This is a genomic window from Ramlibacter sp. AN1133, from assembly GCF_037890035.1.
Taxonomy (GTDB): Bacteria; Pseudomonadota; Gammaproteobacteria; order Burkholderiales; family Burkholderiaceae_C; genus Ramlibacter.
In genome coordinates this window covers 20046-39783 of the sequence record NZ_JBBKTQ010000029.1, presented here as the reverse complement: position 1 = coordinate 39783, position 19738 = coordinate 20046, and the positions used below count along the sequence as shown (strand labels likewise).

Sequence of the window (19738 nt, the reverse complement as noted above, 5' to 3'; positions counted from 1 at the left end):
TCAGCTCGCCGTCTCGACCGCGAAGGTGAACAGGCCACCGGCATCGCGCGCCAGCGCCAGCGCCTGGGTGGCCGGCAGGCTCACGCGCGCGGCGGCGTAGTCGGCCTGCACCGGCAGCTCGCGGCCGCCGCGGTCCACCAGCACCGCCAGCAGCACCTTCGCGGGCCGCCCGTAGTCGAACAGTTCGTTGAGCACGGCGCGGATCGTGCGCCCGGTGTAGAGCACGTCGTCCAGCAGCAGGATGTGCGCGCCGTTGACGTCGAAATCCAGCTTCGTCTGCGCGGTGGCCGAGAGGCCGCGCCGCGCATAGTCGTCGCGGTGCATGGCCGACGAGATCACGCCGGCTTCGCCCGGGCGACCCAGCTCCTTCTGCAGGCGCTCGGCCAGCCAGGCGCCGCCGGACGTGATGCCGACCAGCTGCGTGTCCGGCTGCAGCAGGCGCTGCACGCCGTGCAGCAGCTCGCGGTAGAGGCCCTCGGCGTCGAGGAACAGCGCGCCGGAATTGGCGGATGCGGGTGTCAAGGCAGGCTCCTCAGGAATTGTTCCAGGATGACGCAGGCAGCACCCGCGTCGGCGTCGCGCGCGCCGCTCGAGAGGGCTTCCGTGGTGCTGTAGCGCTCGTCCACTTCGTAGACCGGCTTGCCGCAGCGCCCGCGCAGCTGCCGCGCGAACTTGCGCGCCCGGAGGGTATTTTCGTGGCTCGCGCCATCGGGGTGGAAGGGCACGCCCACCACCAGTGCATCGGGCTGCCATTCCCGCACGCGGGCTTCGGCGGCGGCCAGGCGCGCATCCGCGCCGTCGGCACGGATCGTGGGCTGGGGAGTGGCCGTGCGCAGCATGCGGTTGCCCACCGCCACGCCGGTGCGCCGGAGGCCGAAATCGAAAGCGAGAAAAGTCTGGAACTGCGCGGGAACGGCGGGCGACGGCGGGCTTTCAGGCATGCCCCGCGCCCGGCGACAGCATCCAGGACTGCAGCCCCAGCAGCGACAGCGCCTTTTCGTAGCGCTCCTCGATGGGGGTGTCGAAGATCACGCTCGCGTCCGCGCCCACGGTGAGCCAGCTGTTCTCGGCCAGTTCCGATTCGAGCTGGCCCTCGCCCCAGGCGGAGTAGCCGAGCGTCACCAGCAGCTTGCGGGGGCCGGCGCCGGTGGAGATCGCTTCCAGCACGTCCTTCGACGTGGTCATTTCCAGCCCGCCGGGAATGGTCATCGTGGAGGCGTAGACGGATTCGCTCTCGTCCGCGCCTTCGGCGTGCACCGCCTCGTGCAGCACGAAGCCGCGCTCCGTCTGCACCGGCCCGCCCTGCAGCACCGGGGTGGCGGCCAGGTCCGTCCGGCCCAGGGGCAGGTCCACCTTCTCGAACAGGTTCTTGAGGTTGATGTCGGTGGGCTTGTTGATCACGAGCCCGAGCGCGCCCTTGGGGCTGTGCTCGCAGAGGTACACCACGGAGCGCGCGAAGGACGCGTCCTGCAGGCCCGGCATGGCGATCAGGAAGTGGTGCGTCAGGTTCATCGGAGCTTCGTCGCCCATGGCTGGTATTTTACGGGCGATGTCCACCCCCTATCCCGCGGGGCTGGTGTGGTTCCGCCGCGACCTGCGCGCGGACGACCATGCCGCCCTGCACCAAGCCCTGCGCGCCTGCGCGATGGTGCATGCCGCCTTCGTGTTCGACACCGCGATCCTCGAGGGGTTGCCGCGCGCCGACCGGCGGGTCGAATTCATCCGCGCGTCGGCCGCTGCGCTCGACGCGCAGCTGCGCGCGCTCGGCGGCCCCGGGCGCGGCCTGATCGCCGTGCATGCGGATGCCGCCGAGGCCATTCCGCGGCTGGCCGCCCGGTTGGGCGTGCAGGCGGTGTTCGCCAACCACGACGACGAACCGGCGGCGCTGGCGCGCGACGCCCGGGTGCGCGAGCGGCTCGCAGCGGCCGGGATCGCCCTCCACACCTTCAAGGACCACGTGGTGTTCGAACGCGGCGAGGTCCGCACGCAGGCCGGCCAGCCCTATTCGGTCTTCACGCCCTATGCGCGGGCCTGGCTGGCGCGGGTGGACGATGCGGACCTGGCGCCGTTCGAGGTCGCCGCGCGAGCGCAGCGGCTCGCCCCCCGTCCGGCCGGATGGGACAGGGACATGCCGACGCTGGCGGAACTCGGCTTCGCTGCGACCAACCTGCGCGCGACGGGCGTGCTGCCGGGCAGCGCCGGTGCGGAGGAGACACTGCGCTCCTTCCTGCAGCGCATAGCCCGCTACGACGCCGACCGCGACCGGCCCGCGCTGGCGGCCACCAGCGGGCTGGGCGTGCACCTGCGCTTCGGCACCATCTCCAGCCGCCAGCTGGTGCGTGAGGCGCGTGGGCGGGAGGGCCCAGGCGCCGCCACCTGGCTGAAGGAGCTGGTGTGGCGCGAGTTCTACTTCCAGGTGCTGGCCAACTTCCCGCAGGTGGGCCGCGGCGAGAGCTTCCGTCCGGCCTACGACCGCATCGCGTGGGAACAGGGTCCGCAGGCCGAGGAACGCTTCGCGGCCTGGTGCGCAGGCCGCACCGGCTACCCGCTGGTCGACGCCGCCATGCGGCAGTTGAACACCACCGGCTTCATGCACAACCGCCTGCGCATGGTGACGGCGAGCTTCCTGTGCAAGGACCTGGGTCTGGACTGGCGCCGCGGCGAGCGCTGGTTCGCCGAGCGGCTGGACGACTACGAGCTCGCGTCGAACAACGGCGGCTGGCAGTGGGCGAGTTCCTCCGGCTGCGACGCGCAGCCGTGGTTTCGCATCTTCAACCCGGTGACGCAGAGCGCGAAGTTCGATCCGCAGGGGGAGTTCATCCGGCGCTACGTGCCGGAACTGGGCGCCCTGCCGGCGCCGCTGCTGCATGCGCCGTGGCAAGCCAGGCCGGTCGATCTCGCTGCCGCGGGCATCGCACTGGGCCAGGACTATCCACGGCCCGTCGTGGACCATGCCCAGGCGCGCGAGCAGACGCTGGCGCGCTACGCCGCCGTCAAGGGCTGAGCGGCGGGCCTCGGCCTCTCAGATCAGGATCGCGACGATGACCGCGATCACGACGATGATCAGGATGTCCCGGTCGCTGAGGGCGCCGCCGGCGGGCAGCGCGTCGATGCGCTGCGCCAGCACGTGGACTTCGGCATCGGTCATCGCCGCCACGCGGTGCGAAGCGCTCAGTCCGCTGACGCCCATGGCCTGCAGCCGCTCGCGCAGGTCGGCCCGCTCGAGGAAGGCCTGCACCTTCGCGCGGTCCGCCTGCGCGGGGCTGCCCGCGGCGAGCGCTTCGGCGTCGATCATCCCGCCCCAGGCGGCCGGCATGGGCGCCGCGAGCGCCGCGGCGAGAAGGACCGCAAGGAGTGGGGTTCGGTGCTGGCCAGCCGTTCGCATGTGTCACCTCCGGAAGGTGGCTCATCCTAGGGGCAGCACAGCGGGACGGCCGCATGCGGCCGGCGTAACAGTTCCCTTCACTTGCTGCAGGCTGCTCGCGGCCCGCAGCAAGTGAATGCATGCTTACGCCGTCACCGCCGCCTGCGAATACTGCTTCACCAGCCCCAGCAGTTCCTCTTCCGAGTAGGGCTTGCCCAGGTAGTGGTTCACGCCGAGTTCCTTGGCGTGCTCGCGGTGCTTCTCGGCGATCCGCGAGGTGATCATCACGATCGGCAGATGCTTCAGGCGCTCGTCGGCGCGGATGTTGCGGGCCAGGTCGAAGCCGTCCATGCGCGGCATTTCGATGTCGGACAGCACCACCGCCGGCAGTTCCTCCGCCAGCCGCTCCAGGGCCTGCAGGCCGTCGGCCGCCAGCGCGACCCGGTAGCCTTCGCGCGCCAGCAGGCGCTGCGTCACGCGGCGCACGGTGATCGAGTCGTCCACCACCAGCACCAGGGGAACGGTGGGGGCCGCCGCCACCGTCGCCGGTTTCACCGGCTGGCCCGCGCGCTCCGCCTTCGCGGCTTCGGCCCGCTCGGCGCCCATCTGGCGCGCCAGCTCGCCATACACCTGCATCAGCGCCACCGGGTTGTAGATCAGCACCACGGCACCGGACGCCAGCACGGTCATGCCGGCCAGGCCCGGCAGGCGCGCCAGCTGCGGCCCGAGGTTCTTCACCACCACTTCCTGGTTGCCCAGCACTTCGTCGACGTGCACCGCGACGCGCTGCGCCGCGGAGCGGAAGATCACGACCGGCAGCGTCTTGCCCTGCACTTCCGCGCTGCGCGGCGAGGACTGCAGCAGCGCGCCGGACCAGAAGAAGGGCAGCTGCTCGCCGCCGAACTCGAAGGTGCCGGTGGCATAGGCCTTCTGCACGTCCTCCTGGCCCGCGCGGCGAACCAGTTCGACCAGGTTGGCCGGCACGCCGATGGCGAGCTTGCCGGAGCGCACCATCACCACCTGGGTCACCGCGGTGGTCAGCGGCAGCACCAGCTTGAAGGTGGTGCCGCGGCCGGCTTCCGTCGTCGTCTCGATGCGGCCGCCCAGCGCGTTCACCTCGTTGCGGACCACGTCCATGCCGACGCCGCGGCCGGAGAGTTCCGTCACCTGCGTGGCGGTCGAGAAGCCGGGCAGGAAGATCAGGTTGGCCGCTTCCTGGCCGCTGATCTGCTGGTCGGGGGCGATCAGGCCCTGCTGCACCGCCTTGTCGCGGATGCGGGGCAGGTCGAGGCCGGCGCCGTCGTCCTGGAATTCCACCGAGACGTCGTTGCCCTCCTGGCGCACGTGCACGACGATGCGGCCGGTGGCGTCCTTGCCCAGCGCGGCGCGCTGCTGCGGCGACTCGATGCCGTGGGCGACGCAGTTGCGCAGCAGGTGTTCGAAGGCCGGCGTCATGCGGTCCAGCACGCCGCGGTCCATCTCGATGGAGGCACCCACGACGTCCAGCTTCACCTGCTTGCCGGTTTCCTTGGCGGCCAGCCGCACCACGCGGTACAGGCGCTCGGAGATGCCGTCGAATTCGACCATGCGCGTGCGCAGCAGGTCGCGCTGCAGTTCGCGCGTCTGGCGCGCCTGCGCGATCAGGTCGTCTTCGGTGGCTTCCACCACGCGCTGGATGTTGCGCTGCACCGTCGCCACGTCGTTGACCGATTCGGCCATCAGGCGGGTGAGCTCCTGCACCCGCGTGAAGCGGTCGAATTCGAGCGGGTCGAAGCCGCTGGCCGTGTCCTTCGCCTGCGCCATGCGCGACTGCATCTGCGACTCGGCCTGCACCTCGATCTCGCGCAGCTGCCCGCGCAGGCGGTCCAGGTTGCCGGTGAGGTCGCCGAGCGAGCCGCGCAGCTGGCGCAGCTCGGATTCGAGCCGCGAACGCGTGATCATCACCTCGCCGGCCTGCGTCACCAGGCGGTCCAGCAGCTGCGAGCGCACGCGCACGGCCTGGTTGGAGGCCTGGCGCGAAGGCGTGAGCGCGGTCTGCACCGGCGCCGCGATCGGCATCCTCACGACCGGCGCGGCGGGCTGCGCGGGCGCGGCTTGCGCCGGCGCCGGCACGATCGCTTCGACGGCCTTGGGCTCGATCACCGGCGCGAGCGGCTCCGCCGGCGCCGCGGGCTCCACGGCCACGGGCGCGGCTTCCTCCGCCTGCGGCTCCGCCGGGGCGAAGCCACCGGTGGCGCGCAGCGTGTCGAAGCGCGCCTGCATCGCGTCGAAGCGCTGCAGCAGGGCCTCGATGTCGACCGCGGCCACGTTCTCGTGCCCGAGGAATTCCACCTCGGACTCCATGCGGTGCGCCAGCTCCCCGAGCTGCAGCGCGCCGGCCAGGCGGGCACTGCCCTTCAGGGTGTGCAGCGCGCGCAGGACCTGGTCGCGCGGCTCGCGGTGGTCGGGGTGGGCGGCCCAGGCGCGCAGGCCGCTCGCCAGCTGGGGCATCAGCTCGGCGGCCTCTTCCTCGAAGATCGGGAACAGGTCGGGGTCGATCGCGTCGGTGACGTCGAGCTCCTCCTCGCCTTGCACCTTCACCAGCGGCGCCAGCGCGGCGGGCGGCAGGACGGAGGCGACCGGCCCGCGCACGGGCGCGGCAGGCTGCAGGGGCTCGGCGTGCTGCACGGGCTCTTCGGCGGGCTCGAGAGCCGTGAAGTCGAGATCGTTCTCGTCGAAGCAGCTTTCGGCCGCCTCGCTGCGCGCCTCGCCCTCGAATTCCTTCAGGTCGTGCAGTTCCTGCAGCAGGCGCGCATCGGGCTCCTTCAGGAAGCCGGCGGCGAACTGGTGCAGCAGGCGGCGCACTTCCTCGGCGGCGCCGGTGAAGGTCCTGGCGTGCTGCGGCGTGCCCTCGGCGAGCGACTGCGTGTGCTGCAGCGCGCCTTCGAGCGCGCGGGCGATGTCCGACAGCGCCTGGAAGCCCACGGTGGCGGAGCTGCCGGCCAGCGCGTGGGCCCAGCCCACGGTGGAGTCGGGCACGCGGTCCGACATCTGCAGCGTCCACTCGCTGACCTCGGTGACCAGCCGGCGCGACCACTCGTCGGCCTCGTTCAGGTAGACGTTGTACAGCGGGATGCCGATGCGCAGGTCGCCGATCACCTTCACCTGCTCGTCGAGCTTGGCGGCGGCGGCCTGTTCGGTTTCGGGCTCCGGTTCCGGCTCCAGTTGCAGGGGCGCGTCGGCGAAGGGTTCCGCCGGCAGCTCGAAGACGAAGTCGTTGCTCGGTGCGGCGTCGCCATGCGGCGCGGCCACCTCCTGCGCGGGGCCGGCGACGGCCGACAGGCTGGAGAAGTCGATGCCTTCGATCTCCAGCATCGGCTCCTCGGCCGGCTTGGGCGGCTCGAGATCGAGCCGCGGCAGGATGGCCGTCGACGCGAGTTCCGGCAGGTCCTCGGGCGGCGCCGGCGCCGCCTCGCTCGCCTGCTCGCGCGGCATGATCATCGTGGCGCCGAGCTCGGCGAATTCGGGCGGCAGTTCGTCCGCGCTCAATTCCTGCACGGTGATCTCGGGTGTCGCCAGGACGGGCGCCGCATCCACCTTGTCCAGCGCCGTGAAGTCGAAGTCGAAGGCCGACTCCTTGGCTTCCTCCGCCGGGAATTCGAACGCCGGCTCGCTCGTGGCGGCGGCTTCGGCCGGCGCGTCCAGGTCGAGCGTGAAGCCAGGGTCCGGCAGCACGGGCGCGACCGGCGCCTGCGGCGCGAGCTCGATCGGGGCCTCGATGGCGGCGGCCAGCTCGGGCAGTTCCAGCGCCGGTTCGGCGCGCAGCACTTCCTCGACGGCGGCGGCCGCTTCCTCCAGGCCCCCGGGCGCGGGCATCGCGACCGGCTGCAACTGGTTGTGCAGCCGCATCGCGTCCGCGGCGGTGCGGAAGTCCGAAGCCTTCCAGGCGCCGTCGGCGTGCGTGGCGATCGCCTCGATCCAGCGGCCGAAGCCTTCGAGCGCGTCGGTGGCCAGCGAGCGCAGGTCCTCGCTGGCCGGCTTCTGGTCGGCCAGCCAGGTGTTGAGCACCTGCTCCATCGCCCACGCGGCCTCGCCGAACTCGTTGAGCTTGACCATGCGCGAGCTGCCCTTGAGCGTGTGGAAGGCACGCCGCAGGGTGGTCATGTCCGCGAGGTTGCGCGGGTCCTCGGCCAGGGCGGCGATCGCCGCCAGGCCGTTGCCGACCACTTCGCGCGCTTCCTCCAGGAAGATCTCGCGCAGTTCGGCGTCGCCTTCGTCTTCTTCCGTGACGACCGGTGCGGGCGCGGCCATCGCGGCCTGCGCCTGCACGGGCGCCGGCGCGGGCACCACGGGCACGGCGGCGACGGGCGCCGGCTGCACCTGCGGCGCCGCAGGCAGCGGCGGCGCGGGCGCGACCGGCTCGGCCTCGCGCCCCATCAGCGGCCGCAGCTCGCCCTGCACGTCGTCCCACACGAACAGCTTCTTCGCCAGCGAGGGCTGGTAGTTCAGCATGTCGATCAGGAAGCCGAGCGCGCCCAGGTTGTTCCCGAGCTTCTCGAAGGTGCCGGCGCCGCGCGCCTGCTCGTCGTCGATCTCGGTGACGATGATGCTCTCGACGGCGTCGCGCATGCGCAGCACGGCCTGCGAGGCCTGGTCCAGGCCCAGCACCGAGAGCACGCCGCGCATCTGCGCCAGGAAGCCCGGCGCGTCGCGCAGCGGCCCCTTGTCGGCGGTGTTGCGGAAGAACTGGTCCAGCAGCTTTTCCAGCTCGCCCAGCGTGCCGCGCAGTTCGCCGACCACGCTGCCCATGGTCTGCTTGTCGCTGACGCGGCGATAGAGGTCCTCGACCCAGTGCTCCAGCGGCTCGGGTGCGCCGCCCTGCACCACCTTCTTCAGGCGGTCGGCCAGCCGCGCGGTGCGCTCGGCCAGCTGCTGGTCGTTCGGGTCCAGGTCCTGGAAGGCGGCTTCCAGGTACAGGATCGCGGTGGCGACTTCCATCGCCAGTTCGGCGCTGGGCGCCTTGGCGGTGGTGGCCACGGTATCGATCGCCGCGGCCAGGCCCTTGGCGAGCGGTTCGCTGGCCGGATAGAGCTTCACCAGCGTTTCGCTCAGGTGGGCGAACTGCTCGCGCACGCCCTTGAGCTTGTGCGCGTCGCCGCCGGCGAGGCCGGACCAGGTTTCCTTGGCGGTGGCGATGCGCTTGCGCAGCTGCGCGAGCAGCACCGGATCGAAGCGGCCGAAGGGGCTGCTGGAATAGTCCACCGGCTTCGCGTCGGCGATGCCATAGCCCAGGCGCACGGCGGCGAGCGCCGGCGCATCGGTGGCGCGCGGCGGCACGGCCTGCGCGCAGAAGAAGACGAGGTCCTGCGCCAGGCGCTCGGAGACGTTGCTGTCGCCCTTGGCGAGCGAGGCGTACTGCAGCAGCACGCGCGAAGCGGCGCGCTTGACGTAGACGTCCGCGGGCAGCAGGCCCAGGGAGAGCGCTTCGAAGTAGCCGGCGGCGGCCTTCCAGAACACCCGCGGCTGGCGCGCGGTCTCGGAAGCGGCGAGGCCGAGGCTCACCGCTGCGAGTTCGCGGCCCGCGGCCGGATCGGCCGTCTTGACGATCTTGAGCACCGCCTGGTCCATGCGCGCGCGCACGGCCGGGTCGTAGGTGAGCGACTGCGCGGTGGCCGGCGCCTGGAAGTCGTTCCAGCGCCAGTCCGAGCCCCACAGGTCCGCCGGATGCACGCGGTCGGCGCCGGTGAGGTCCTGCACTTCCTTGTACTGCACGAACAGCGACACGGGCGAGACGTTCTTGCCGCCCAGCAGGGCTTCGAGGTACTCGGCCAGCGCGAAGCCGGCGCGCTCCACCTTCGCGGCGGCCGCTTCGGTGCACAGCTCGGGGCGCTCGACGAACTTCTGCGCCGCCGCTTCCATGCTGCGCAGCATGTGCGCGGGGGCGCCGAGCCCCACCATCTCCAGCGCGCCGACGGCCTGGTGCATGTGCTGGCGCGCGATGCGCAGCTGGCCGTTGTCGATGGAGGACATGTCCTGGCCGCGCGCCTGCGCGGCGTCGCGCACGAAACGCCGCAGCGCGGACGAGGCCGACTCGAGGGACTTGCGCAGTTCGTCCAGCACCCAGGCCAGGGGGCCCAGGTCGTTGTTCGCCAGATCGAGTTCTTGGGCTGCTTGCATGGGGTAAGGGGCTAGGGCCTAGGGACTAGGGGCTAGGGTGGCGGGCGGGGGCTGTTTCCCTAGCCCCTGGTCCCTAGCCCCTAGGCCCCCGGGCTGATCACGCAATCTTGAATCTGGACACCGACTGGCGCAGTTCCTCGGCCATCCGAGTGAGTTCACGCACCTGCTGCGCCGTCGACCGCGTGCCTTCACCGGTCTGCTCCGTCACCGCGAAAATGTGCTGGATGTTGCCGGCCACCACGTTGGCCGATTCGGCTTCGCGGCTGGCGGACTGCGAGATCTGTTCGATCAGGTCGGCGAGGCGGCGCGACACCTGGTCGATCTCGGTCAGCGCGGTACCGGCGTTGTCGGACAGCTTGGCCCCTTCCACCACGCCCTGCGTGGAGCGCTCCATGGCGGCCACGGCATCCTGCGTGTCGGTCTGAATGGCCTTCACCAGCGCCGAGATCTGGCGCGTCGCGTCCGCCGAGCGTTCGGCCAGTCGCTGCACTTCTTCCGCCACCACCGAGAAGCCGCGGCCGGCTTCACCGGCCGACGCGGCCTGGATGGCGGCGTTCAGGGCCAGCACGTTCGTCTGTTCGGTAATGTCGGAAATCAGTTCGGTGATTTCGCCGATCTCCTGCGAGGATTCGCCCAGCCGCTTGATCCGCTTGGACGTTTCCTGGATCTGGTCGCGGATGGCGTTCATGCCGCCGATGGCGTTCTGCACGGCGGTCAGGCCCTGTTCGGCGGCCTTCAGCGACTGGCGCGCCACCTGGGCGGACTCTTGCGCCTGGCCGGACACCTGGTTGATTCGCATGGCCATGTCGAGCACCGACTGGCCGGTCTCGCGGATCTCGCGCAGCTGCTCGGTCGAAGCCGCCAGCAGCTCGGTGGAGGTCGATTCCACCTGCGCCGTCGTCTGCGCCACCTTGGTCGCCGTGTTCTGCACGGCGCCCACCAGCTGGCGCAGTTCTTCCACCGTGTAGTTCACCGAGTCGGCGATGGCGCCGGTGATGTCCTCGGTCACGGTCGCTTCCTGCGTCAGGTCGCCCTCGGCGACCGACTGCAGTTCGTTCATCAGCCGCAGAATGGCCGCCTGGTTGGCGTCGTTGACGCGCTTGGCTTCCTGCTCCTGGCGCTCGGCTTCCTGGCGCTGCGATTCGGCGCGTTCCTGGCGGCGGCGGCTATCGAGCAGCTGCACGTAGGCCAGGCCCACCGAGCAGGCGATCGCGAAGCCGGCGGCGATCACCAGCGACACCAGGGCCCAGAAGTTCAGGCCGGTCTGCGCCGACAGCTTGTCCTGCAGTTCCTGCAGGTTCTTGCGCAGCGGTTCGGAGTCCTGGACGATCGAGGCCTGCGCTTCCCGCGCGGACACCAGGCCCTGCAGGTTGCCCAGGATGGCGCCGGCCTGCGTGCGGGTCTGCTCGTACAGGTCCAGCAGGGCCTTCAGGCGCTCCTTGGTCTGTTCGTCGCGGGCCGCGGCCAGGCGCAGCTCGGGGCTGCCTTCCAGCATGCCCTGCGCGATTTCCTTGAACGAGTTCAGGTCCTTGCCCAGCAGGAACACGGCTTCCGGCGACACGCCTTCCATGGTCAGGAATTCGTTGGCCGACTTGCCGATCCGCTGCGTCAGCATCACGAGCTGGCCGGCGGCGGAGATTTCGGCGGCGGGCGCGCCCTGCTGCAGCTTGAGCGACGACACCGTCTCGGCGATTTCCAGCAGGTCCGAGGACTGGCGGTTGATGGTGCGCAGCGCCGCGCCCACCTGCGTCAGGATCTTCTCCTGCGCCATCACGGTCTTGGCGTTCTTCTCGGCGCGCTCCATCAGCGGCAGGATCTTCTGGATGTCCGGCTGCAGGTCGGAGGTGACGGCCACCAGGCGCAGTTCCTCGTTGCCGTCCTTGAGGCCGCGCACCGTCTGCGCCAGCGAGGTGGCCGATTCCTTCACGTCCGGGAAGGCCTGCGGGCTGCCGATCAGGGCCTGCGAGACCGACTTGGCGAGGCGCTGCGACTGCATCAGCGACTGGCCGGTGCCGGCCACCTGCTGCGCGACGCGATCCGACTCGCGCACCGCGATGAAGGCGATGGAGCCCAGCGCGAACAGCGACACGGCAAGCGCGCCGAACAGGACGCGCTGGTGCGTGGTGGTGCTGCGGCGCCCCAGCAGGGGGACCGAGACCAGTTCCGCTTCGTCGACTTCCTCGACGATCGAATCGTCGATGCTGTCGGGGTCGCTGGCGTTGACGGTGCTCCCGGCCTCGATGCTCGCCGTGGACGCATCGGGCATCGCCAGGCTCAGTTCCTGCGTGACCGACGGGTCGGCCTCCTCGGACTGCTTCCGGGCGAAGAGGTTCTTCAGGGAAAAAGCGGACATGATGCTGCCTTCGACAAGGGACTAAGCGCTGATGCTCAGGAATTGGGGTTGCTGCGAAAGCGCCTGGAGGTTCAGTTCCTGCCAGAACGCGCCGCTGGCATCGGTGTAGCCGCTGCCGAAATAATCCGGGGACCCGGGCGGGGCCTCGTTCGAGGCGGTGAAGGCGTCGGTGTTCCGCAGGCCCGCCAGGCGGTCGACGAGGAGCGCGCAGTTGATCTCGAGCAGCGCGTTGAGCGCGATCAGTCGGGACTCGGCGCGTGCCTGGTCGGAGCGCTGCGCCGGCGGCTGGCCGCTGACGAAGCTCGCGAGATCCACCACGCCGTAGAGGCCGCCGCGCAGGTTGGCGACGCCCAGGAACCACTGGTGCGTGTACGGCACGGCCTGCGGCGCGGCGAAGGGGAAGATCTCGCCGGCCTGGCTCAGCGGGAACAGGTACTTGCGGCCCGCGGCTTCGACCGCGAGCCAGCCGGCCTGCGCGCCCTGCGAACGGGCAGCCTGCAGCCGGCTGGCGAGCCGGCTTTGCAGCTCGCGGAGGGCTTCGCGGTTGGCCATGGCGTCAGGGGGTACTGCTTGCCTGCCGCCTCAACCCAGGGCCTTGATCTTGGCCATGAGCTCGGAGGCGTCCACCGGTTTGGTGATGTAGTCGCGCGCGCCCTGGCGCATGCCCCACACCCGGTCGGTCTCCTGGTTCTTGCTCGTGCACATGATGATCGGCACGTCGGCGAAGTTCGGGTCGCGCGTGATGGCGCGCGTGAGCTGGAAGCCGTTCTGGCCGGGCATCACGACGTCCATCAGGATCAGGTCGGGCTTTTCCTCGCCCAGGCGGCGGAACGCGTCATCCGCGTTTTCCGCGGTGCGGACCGAGAACCCGTTCTTCTGCAACAGGTCGGTCATGAACATCAGTTCCGTCTTCGAGTCGTCCACAACGAGTACTTTGCGGATGGCCATGGGTCATCTCTCCTTTGTTCTTTACTTCGGCGTGCCGAACTGCTGCACCGTCTGCAGCAGCTGGTCTTTCGTGAAGGGCTTGGTCAGGTAGTCCTGCGATCCGACCATGCGGCCACGCGCCTTGTCGAACACGCCGTCCTTGGAGGACAGCATGACGACGGGGGTGCTCGCGAATTTCGCGTTGCGCTTGATGATCGCGCAGGTCTGGTAGCCGTCGAGGCGCGGCATCAGGATGTCGCAGAAGATCAGGTTGGGCTGGTAGTCATTGACCTTGGCCAGCGCATCGAACCCGTCCTCGGCCAGCATCACTTCGTGGCCGCCCTGCTTCAGGAAGATCTCCGCGCTGCGCCGGATCGTGTTGCTGTCATCGATCACCAGCACCTTCAGTCCAGTGGTGCTCAATTGACGCTGCTCCTCATTTCCAACTGCTCATGGCTTGCGGCATCCCTCGAGTCCCTGCCGCGCGGCCCGATCTTTCAGATCTGGACCATTTCAAAGTCTTCCTTGCGCGCCCCGCATTCGGGGCAGGTCCAGTTCATGGGCACCTGGGCCCACGGGGTGCCCGGGGCGATGCCATGTTCAGGAGCGCCGGCGGCCTCGTCGTAAATCCAGCCGCAAATCAGACACATCCACGTTTTGCTATCAGTCACAGCTTATAGGGGGTTCGAATAGAATGCAACGATTCTAGCTAGGCCAGTTGACTATCCTCGGTCGGGCTTTCGGCAGTGAAATTCCCCGGGCCATGACTAATTCCACACCCATCGAAACACGGCCCTCCGAGCCCGAAGCCGAAGACTCCGGACCGGCCTGCGTGATGGTGTTCAACGCGAGCGACCCGAGCGGAGCCGGCGGGCTCTCCGCGGACGTCACGGCGATCGCTTCCGTGGGCGCACATCCCCTTCCCATCGTGTGCGGCGCGTATGTGCGCGACACCGGCGAGATCTTCGACCACTTCGCCTTCGACGAGGACGCCGTCGCGGAGCAGGCGCGCACCATCCTCGAGGACGTGCCGGTGCAGGTGATCAAGGTCGGTTTCGCGGGCTCGCCCGAGACCCTGAGCACCATCGCGGAGATCGCCGCCGACTACCCCGACGTGCCGGTGATTTCGTACATGCCGGCGTTGTCCTGGTGGGACGAAGGCCCGGCGGACCTGTACGAAGACGCTTTTCGCGAATTGATGCTTCCCCAGACAACCGTGTTGGTTGGAAACCACAGCACCTTGTGGCGCTGGCTGTTGCCGGAATGGAGCAACGAGCGCAGTCCGACCGCCCGCGACCTCGCCAAGGCCGCATCGGAGATGGGGGTACCGTACACGCTCGTCACCGGCATTCCGCTGCCGGACCAGTTCATCGACAACGTGCTGGCCACGCCGCAGGCGGTGCTGGCCAGCGAGAAGTTCGAGCGTTTCGACGCCGTGTTCTCCGGCGCCGGCGACACGCTGGCGGCGGCCCTGGCCGCCCTGATCGCCGGCGGGGCCGACCTCGCCGCGGCGGCCACCGAGGCGCTCGCCTACCTGGATCGCTGCCTCGACGGCGGCTTCCGCCCCGGCATGGGCCACGTCGTGCCCGATCGCCTGTTCTGGGCCCAGCCGGAGGCCGAGGACGCCGACGACGACACCGACACCCCCCCAGCCTTCGACATGCCCGCCCATGACACCAAGCATTGACCGCAACCAGCAACTGTTCGAGCGCGCCCGCGCCCTGATCCCCGGCGGGGTGAACTCGCCCGTGCGCGCCTTCCGCGCCGTCGGCGGCACGCCCCGCTTCGTGCAGCGCGCGCAGGGCGCGTACTTCTGGGACGCCAACGGCACGAAGTACATCGACTACATCGGCTCCTGGGGTCCCATGATCCTGGGCCACGGCCATCCGCGCGTGCTGCAAGCCGTGCAGCAGGCCGTGCAGGAAGGCTTCTCGTACGGCGCGCCGACCGAGCGCGAGATCGAACTGGCCGAGGAGATCGCCCGGCACGTTCCTTCCGTGGAGATGGTGCGCCTGGTGAGTTCCGGCACCGAGGCGGCGATGAGCGCGATCCGGCTGGCGCGCGGCGCCACCGGGCGCAGCCGCATCGTCAAGTTCGAGGGCTGCTACCACGGCCACGCCGATGCGCTGCTGGTGAAGGCCGGCTCGGGCCTGGCCACCTTCGGGCATCCGACTTCCGCCGGCGTGCCGCCGGAGGTGGTGCAGCACACGATGGTCCTCGAGTACAACAACCTGCAGCAGATCGAGGAAGCCTTCGCCACGCACGGCAAGGAGATTGCCTGCATCATCATCGAGCCGATCGCGGGCAACATGAACTTCGTGCGCGCGAGCGTGCCCTTCATGCAGCGTTGCCGCGAGCTGTGCACGCAGCACGGTGCGCTGCTGGTGCTCGACGAGGTGATGACCGGCTTCCGCGTGGCGCTGGGCGGCGCGCAGAGCGTCTACGCCAAGGCCATTCCCGGCTTCCAGCCGGACCTCACGGTGATGGGCAAGGTGATCGGCGGCGGCATGCCGCTGGCGGCCTTCGGCGGCCCGCGCGCGATCATGGAGCGCCTCGCGCCCCTGGGCCCCGTCTACCAGGCCGGCACGCTCTCGGGCAACCCGGTGGCCACGGCCTGCGGCCTCGCCACGCTCAAGGAGATTTCCGATCCCGGCTTCTTCCCGGCGCTGGCGCAGAAGACGCGCACGCTGGTCGAGGGCCTGAAGGCCGCGGCGGTGGAAACGGGCATCCCCTTCGCCGCCGATTGCCAAGGCGGCATGTTCGGCTTCTTCCTGCTGCCCGAGCTGCCGCAGAACTACCCGAGCGTCATGCAGAGCGACGCGCCGAAGTTCGGCCGGCTGTTCCACGGCCTGCTCGATCGCGGCGTGTACATCGCGCCGGCGCTGTACGAAGCGGGTTTCGTGAGCGCCGCGCACAGCGAAGAAGACATCGCGCAGACGGTGCAGGCGGCGCGGGACGTGTTCCGCACGCTGGCCTGAACGCTGCGGCCGGACTGGCCGCCGAGAAAAGCGGACAACCGGACGCAGAGAGCGCAAAGGGTACGCAGAGGACGCAAAAGAAAACCTTCTGAAGTTTTCTTTGTCCTTTTTGCGTCCTCTGCGTACCCTTTGCGTCCTCTGCGTCCGGCTGTTCGGCTTTCACGACCCATCAGGCGCCCCGGCCTCAATGCCGGAAGTGCCGCACTCCGCTGAACACCATCGCCACGCCGCGCTCGTTCGCGGCGTCTATCACTTCCTGGTCGCGCATCGAGCCGCCCGGCTGGATCACGCAGGTTGCGCCGGCGTCCACCACCACGTCGAGGCCGTCGCGGAAGGGGAAGAACGCGTCGCTGGCCACCGCCGTGCCCTGCAGCGACAGCTTCGCGTGCTGCGCCTTGATGCTCGCGATGCGCGCCGAATCCAGCCGGCTCATCTGCCCCGCGCCGACGCCCATCGTCATGCCGTCCTTGCAGAACACGATCGCGTTGGACTTGACGAACTTGGCCACCTTCCAGGCGAACAGCAGGTCCTCGAGCTGGTCGCTGGTGGGCGTCTTCTTCGTCACGCACTTCAAGTCCCCGAGCGAGAGCTCGTGGTTGTCCGCCGTCTGCATCAGCAGGCCCGAGCCGACGCGCTTGATGTCCATCAGGTTCTGGCCGCGATCCCAGGCGGTGGCGCCGCCCGGCGGCAGCGCGATCTTCAGCAGCCGCACGTTGGCCTTGCCGGCGAACACCGCGAGCGCCTCGGGCGCGAAGTCGGGCGCCATCAGCACCTCGACGAACTGCTTGCTCACGGCCTGCGCGCCGGCGCCGTCGAGCGGCCGGTTGAAGGCGATGATGCCGCCGAAGGCCGACGTGGGGTCGGTCTGGAAGGCCTTGGAATACGCCTCCAGCGGATCCTTGCCCACGGCCACTCCGCAGGGATTGGCGTGCTTGACGATCACGCACGCGGGCGTGGCGAAGCTCTTGACGCATTCCCATGCCGCGTCGGCATCGGCGATGTTGTTGTACGAGAGCTCCTTGCCCTGCAGCTGCTGCGCCACCGCGAGCGAGCCGGGCGCCGGGTACAGGTCGCGGTAGAACGCGGCCTGCTGGTGCGGGTTCTCGCCATAGCGCAGGTCCTGCAGCTTGACGAAGCGGCCGTTGGCCTGGGCCGGGAACAGCGAACGCGAAGGAGCCTGCTCCGGGCCGGACCCGGGGCCCTGCAGCGAGGAGAGATAGTCGCTGATCGCCGCGTCGTAGTTGCTGATGCGGTTGAAGGCGGCCACCGCCAGCGCGAACTTCGTCTTCTGGGACAGCTGCCCCGAGGCCTTGAGTTCGTCGAGGACCGGCTGGTACTGCGAGGCGTCGGTCAGCACCGCCACGTCCTTCCAGTTCTTGGCGCCGCTGCGCACCATGGCCGGCCCGCCGATGTCGATGTTCTCGATCGCGTCCTCCAGCGTGCAGCCCGCGCGCGCCACGGTGTTCTCGAACGGATAGAGGTTGACGACCAGGATGTCGATCGTGTGGATCATGTGGCGGTGCAGGGCCGCCATGTGGTCCGGGTGGTCGCGGCGCGCCAGCAGGCCGCCGTGGATCTTGGGGTGCAGCGTCTTCACGCGGCCGTCCAGCATCTCGGGAAAGCCGGTGAGTTCGGCCACCTCGGTGACGGGCAGGCCCTGGTCGGCCAGCAGCTTCGCGGTGCCGCCGGTGGAGATCAGGCGCACGCCGAGGTCGTGCAGGGCGCGGGCAAGTTCGGCGATGCCGCTCTTGTCGGAGACGGAGATCAGTGCGTTCATGTTGGGGCCAGTGCAGCGCGGCCTCTGGCCGCTTCCGGCCAGTCCCGCAAGGTCATTTACTTGAGCAGCTTGTGTTCGATCAGCTTCTTGCGCAGCGTGTTGCGGTTGAGCCCCAACCACTCCGCCGCGCGCGACTGGTTGTTCTCGGCCTTCGCCATCACCACCTCCAGCAGCGGCTTTTCCACCACCTTCAGCAGCATCTCGTACATGCCATCGGGCTCGGTGCCGCGCAGGTCCCGGAAGTAACCCTCCAGGCTTGCGCGCACGCAATCCTCGATCTGTTTCTTGCTCATTCGTGTTCCTCCGTGGCGCGCACCCGCGTGCGCGCCCCCTGCGGCAATCTCATGCGCCGCTTTCCGCCAATGCCTCGGTCACCTCGTCCGATGCTGGCGGCAGCCGGTCCATCCGCGCGCCCAGCGCGTCGAAGAAGGCCGTGACCGCCGCCAGCTGGCTGGCGCTGTCTTCTATGTCGTTCATCCTCGCACGAAACGCCTCGCCCCCCGGGAGGGTGCGGACGTACCACGCGATGTGCTTGCGCGCGCTGCGCACGCCGGTGTATTCGCCGTACAGCGCGTAATGGTCCTGCAGGTGCGCGAGCAGGGCGCGCTGCACCTCCGCCACCAGCGGCGGCGCGAGTTCCGCTCCCGTGGCCAGGAAGTGCACCACCTCGCGGAAGATCCAGGGCCGCCCCTGCGCCGCACGGCCGATCATGACCGCATCGGCGCCCGTGGCGGCCAGCACCGCGCGCGCCTTGCGCGGCGACGTGATGTCGCCGTTGGCCACGACGGGCACGCGCACGGCCGCCTTCACGGCGGCGATCGTGTCGTATTCGGCTTCGCCCCGGTAGCCCTGCTCGCGCGTGCGGCCGTGCACGGTCAGCATGCGCACGCCGCAGTCTTCGAAGGCGCGCGCCAGGCGCATCGCGTTGCGGTGCTCCTGCGACCAGCCGGTGCGCATCTTGAGCGTCACCGGCACGCCCAGCGGCTCGCAGGCCCGCACCACGGCTGCCGCGATGGAGATGGCAAGCGGCTCGTCCTGCATCAGCGCCGAGCCCGCCCACTTGTTGCAGACCTTCTTGGCCGGGCAGCCCATGTTGATGTCGATGATCTGCGCGCCGCGCTCGACGTTGTAGACGGCCGCCTCGGCCATCATCTGCGCGTCGGTGCCGGCGATCTGCACCGCGATCGGTCCCGGCTCGCCCCGGTGGTCCGCGCGGCGCGAGGTCTTGAGGCTGTTCCACAGGTCCTTGCGCGACGTGACCATCTCGCTGACCGCATGGCCCGCGCCGAACGCGCGGCACAACTGCCGGAACGGACGGTCCGTCACCCCCGCCATCGGCGCCACGAACACGTTGTTCGCGAGAGTGTGGGAGCCGATGCGCATGGGTGGGAGGTGCTGCCGAAAAAAGAGGCACGATTGTAGGCCCGCCCCGTTTCAGGCGCTGAAATCGCATCCCGCGCCCGAAGCACCGGGCCGCAGAGCTGACTCGCTAAGATGCGCCCGCATGCAAACATGGCTGGATTCGATGCTGGCACTCCTCGCGCTGCCGCAATACGGGCTGAGCACGCTGTTCGTTGCCGCCTTCGTGTCGGCCACGCTGCTGCCGATCGGCTCGGAGCCCGCGCTGTTCGGGCTGCTCAAACTCAACCCCGAGCTGTTCTGGCGCGCCGTCTTCGTGGCGACGGCGGGCAACACGCTGGGCGGCATGCTCGATTGGTGGCTGGGCTACGAGGCCCATCACGTCGTGGACAAGTACAGCAAGTCGCGCCACCACATGAAGGCGCTGGCCTTCCTCGAGCGGCTCGGCCCCAAGGCCTGCCTGCTCGCCTGGCTGCCCATCGTGGGCGACCCGTTGTGCGCGGTCGCCGGCTGGCTGCGCATGCCGTTCTGGCCCTGCACCGCGTACATGCTGGTGGGCAAGTTCCTGCGCTACCTGGCGATGACGAGCGCGCTGCTCTGGATGTTCCCGCACTGAATCGCGCCTGCAGCCGCTGGCGGACCGGTCCGATGGGACAGCGCTATCTGCAAGCGCTTGATCCGGGTCAATGGGGTTTACCCTAGGACACCCACAATGAACTTGCTGCCTCGGGAACCGAGGGTCGACAGGCAGCACGTCGACGTCCCCTGAAGGGCTGCAGACCCGAAGCCGGCGCCGATGTCCTCGCAACAACAACACGGAGCCG

General features: G+C 69.6%; 17 protein-coding genes. 4 read left to right on the top strand and 13 right to left on the bottom strand.

Annotated features, from left to right (window positions below):
* Genes pyrR through WG923_RS26355 form a run of 3 tightly spaced genes read right to left on the bottom strand, consistent with a single transcriptional unit; the run spans position 1 to position 1530 of the window.
* A complete protein-coding gene (gene pyrR / locus WG923_RS26365; protein WP_340354000.1) occupies positions 1–522 on the bottom strand; it encodes a bifunctional pyr operon transcriptional regulator/uracil phosphoribosyltransferase PyrR in 522 nt (173 codons plus the stop codon).
* Complete coding sequence (gene ruvX, locus WG923_RS26360; protein ID WP_340353999.1) at positions 519–941, bottom strand: Holliday junction resolvase RuvX; 423 nt, start codon at positions 939–941, stop codon at positions 519–521. The genes pyrR and ruvX overlap by 4 nt, the downstream gene beginning before the upstream one ends.
* Positions 934–1530: a YqgE/AlgH family protein gene (locus WG923_RS26355; protein ID WP_340353998.1), complete on the bottom strand. Its 597-nt coding sequence runs from the start codon at positions 1528–1530 to the stop codon at positions 934–936. Before WG923_RS26355 ends, ruvX begins: the two co-directional genes overlap by 8 nt.
* Before the next feature lie 19 nt (positions 1531–1549).
* Between WG923_RS26355 and WG923_RS26350 the strand changes: the two genes are divergently transcribed.
* Positions 1550–3004, top strand: coding sequence for a cryptochrome/photolyase family protein (locus tag WG923_RS26350; protein ID WP_340353997.1), 1455 nt, complete (start codon positions 1550–1552; stop codon positions 3002–3004).
* Between the two features lie 18 nt (positions 3005–3022).
* On the opposite strand, the gene WG923_RS26345 is transcribed toward WG923_RS26350, so the two are convergent.
* The 7 genes from WG923_RS26345 to WG923_RS26315 form a co-directional block, all read right to left on the bottom strand.
* Complete coding sequence (locus WG923_RS26345; protein WP_340353996.1) at positions 3023–3385, bottom strand: PA2779 family protein; 363 nt, start codon at positions 3383–3385, stop codon at positions 3023–3025.
* A gap of 123 nt (positions 3386–3508) precedes the next feature.
* A complete protein-coding gene (locus tag WG923_RS26340; RefSeq protein ID WP_340353995.1) occupies positions 3509–9520 on the bottom strand; it encodes an Hpt domain-containing protein in 6012 nt (2003 codons plus the stop codon).
* 97 nt (positions 9521–9617) lie between these two features.
* Entirely contained in the window at positions 9618–11873 is a 2256-nt protein-coding gene (locus tag WG923_RS26335) for a methyl-accepting chemotaxis protein (RefSeq protein WP_340353994.1), read from the bottom strand.
* A 21-nt stretch (positions 11874–11894) separates the two neighbouring features.
* Positions 11895–12425, bottom strand: coding sequence for a chemotaxis protein CheW (locus WG923_RS26330; protein ID WP_340353993.1), 531 nt, complete (start codon positions 12423–12425; stop codon positions 11895–11897).
* Positions 12426–12455: 30 nt separating this feature from the next.
* Positions 12456–12821 carry a response regulator transcription factor gene (locus WG923_RS26325; RefSeq protein WP_340353992.1) on the bottom strand — a complete coding sequence of 122 codons (366 nt, stop codon included), beginning with the start codon at positions 12819–12821 and terminating at the stop codon, positions 12456–12458.
* A gap of 21 nt (positions 12822–12842) precedes the next feature.
* Positions 12843–13223: a response regulator gene (locus tag WG923_RS26320; protein WP_340353991.1), complete on the bottom strand. Its 381-nt coding sequence runs from the start codon at positions 13221–13223 to the stop codon at positions 12843–12845.
* A gap of 74 nt (positions 13224–13297) precedes the next feature.
* Positions 13298–13471 carry a rubredoxin gene (locus tag WG923_RS26315; RefSeq protein ID WP_325110073.1) on the bottom strand — a complete coding sequence of 58 codons (174 nt, stop codon included), beginning with the start codon at positions 13469–13471 and terminating at the stop codon, positions 13298–13300.
* A 92-nt stretch (positions 13472–13563) separates the two neighbouring features.
* On the opposite strand from WG923_RS26315, the gene thiD reads away from it, so the two are divergent.
* Both thiD and hemL read left to right on the top strand, forming a co-directional pair.
* Positions 13564–14487, top strand: coding sequence for a bifunctional hydroxymethylpyrimidine kinase/phosphomethylpyrimidine kinase (gene thiD, locus WG923_RS26310; RefSeq protein ID WP_340353990.1), 924 nt, complete (start codon positions 13564–13566; stop codon positions 14485–14487).
* Positions 14471–15778 carry a glutamate-1-semialdehyde 2,1-aminomutase gene (gene hemL / locus WG923_RS26305; RefSeq protein ID WP_340353989.1) on the top strand — a complete coding sequence of 436 codons (1308 nt, stop codon included), beginning with the start codon at positions 14471–14473 and terminating at the stop codon, positions 15776–15778. Before thiD ends, hemL begins: the two co-directional genes overlap by 17 nt.
* A 184-nt stretch (positions 15779–15962) precedes the next feature.
* On the opposite strand, the gene purH is transcribed toward hemL, so the two are convergent.
* Genes purH through dusB form a run of 3 tightly spaced genes read right to left on the bottom strand, consistent with a single transcriptional unit; the run spans position 15963 to position 18938 of the window.
* Entirely contained in the window at positions 15963–17555 is a 1593-nt protein-coding gene (gene purH / locus WG923_RS26300) for a bifunctional phosphoribosylaminoimidazolecarboxamide formyltransferase/IMP cyclohydrolase (protein ID WP_340353988.1), read from the bottom strand.
* A gap of 56 nt (positions 17556–17611) precedes the next feature.
* The gene (locus WG923_RS26295; protein WP_340353987.1) at positions 17612–17848 is read right to left on the bottom strand and encodes a Fis family transcriptional regulator; all 237 of its coding nucleotides are present in this window, start codon (positions 17846–17848) and stop codon (positions 17612–17614) included.
* Positions 17849–17897: 49 nt separating this feature from the next.
* Positions 17898–18938, bottom strand: coding sequence for a tRNA dihydrouridine synthase DusB (gene dusB / locus WG923_RS26290; RefSeq protein WP_340353986.1), 1041 nt, complete (start codon positions 18936–18938; stop codon positions 17898–17900).
* A 121-nt stretch (positions 18939–19059) separates the two neighbouring features.
* Between dusB and WG923_RS26285 the strand changes: the two genes are divergently transcribed.
* Entirely contained in the window at positions 19060–19530 is a 471-nt protein-coding gene (locus WG923_RS26285) for a YqaA family protein (protein WP_340353985.1), read from the top strand.
* Positions 19531–19738 lie beyond the last annotated feature (208 nt).

Excerpts from the sequence above, each read along its gene's own strand:
- WG923_RS26340 (WP_340353995.1), bottom strand. The coding sequence starts at position 9,520 with ATGCAAGCAGCCCAAGAACTCGATCTGGCGAACAACGACCTGGGCCCC.
- dusB (WP_340353986.1), bottom strand. The coding sequence starts at position 18,938 with ATGCGCATCGGCTCCCACACTCTCGCGAACAACGTGTTCGTGGCGCCG.
- WG923_RS26330 (WP_340353993.1), bottom strand. The coding sequence starts at position 12,425 with ATGGCCAACCGCGAAGCCCTCCGCGAGCTGCAAAGCCGGCTCGCCAGC.
- WG923_RS26295 (WP_340353987.1), bottom strand. The coding sequence starts at position 17,848 with ATGAGCAAGAAACAGATCGAGGATTGCGTGCGCGCAAGCCTGGAGGGT.
- WG923_RS26325 (WP_340353992.1), bottom strand. The coding sequence starts at position 12,821 with ATGGCCATCCGCAAAGTACTCGTTGTGGACGACTCGAAGACGGAACTG.
- purH (WP_340353988.1), bottom strand. The coding sequence starts at position 17,555 with ATGAACGCACTGATCTCCGTCTCCGACAAGAGCGGCATCGCCGAACTT.
- ruvX (WP_340353999.1), bottom strand. The coding sequence starts at position 941 with ATGCCTGAAAGCCCGCCGTCGCCCGCCGTTCCCGCGCAGTTCCAGACT.
- WG923_RS26350 (WP_340353997.1), top strand. The coding sequence starts at position 1,550 with ATGTCCACCCCCTATCCCGCGGGGCTGGTGTGGTTCCGCCGCGACCTG.
- WG923_RS26335 (WP_340353994.1), bottom strand. The coding sequence starts at position 11,873 with ATGTCCGCTTTTTCCCTGAAGAACCTCTTCGCCCGGAAGCAGTCCGAG.
- hemL (WP_340353989.1), top strand. The coding sequence starts at position 14,471 with ATGACACCAAGCATTGACCGCAACCAGCAACTGTTCGAGCGCGCCCGC.
- WG923_RS26285 (WP_340353985.1), top strand. The coding sequence starts at position 19,060 with ATGCAAACATGGCTGGATTCGATGCTGGCACTCCTCGCGCTGCCGCAA.
- WG923_RS26345 (WP_340353996.1), bottom strand. The coding sequence starts at position 3,385 with ATGCGAACGGCTGGCCAGCACCGAACCCCACTCCTTGCGGTCCTTCTC.
- WG923_RS26355 (WP_340353998.1), bottom strand. The coding sequence starts at position 1,530 with ATGGGCGACGAAGCTCCGATGAACCTGACGCACCACTTCCTGATCGCC.
- thiD (WP_340353990.1), top strand. The coding sequence starts at position 13,564 with ATGACTAATTCCACACCCATCGAAACACGGCCCTCCGAGCCCGAAGCC.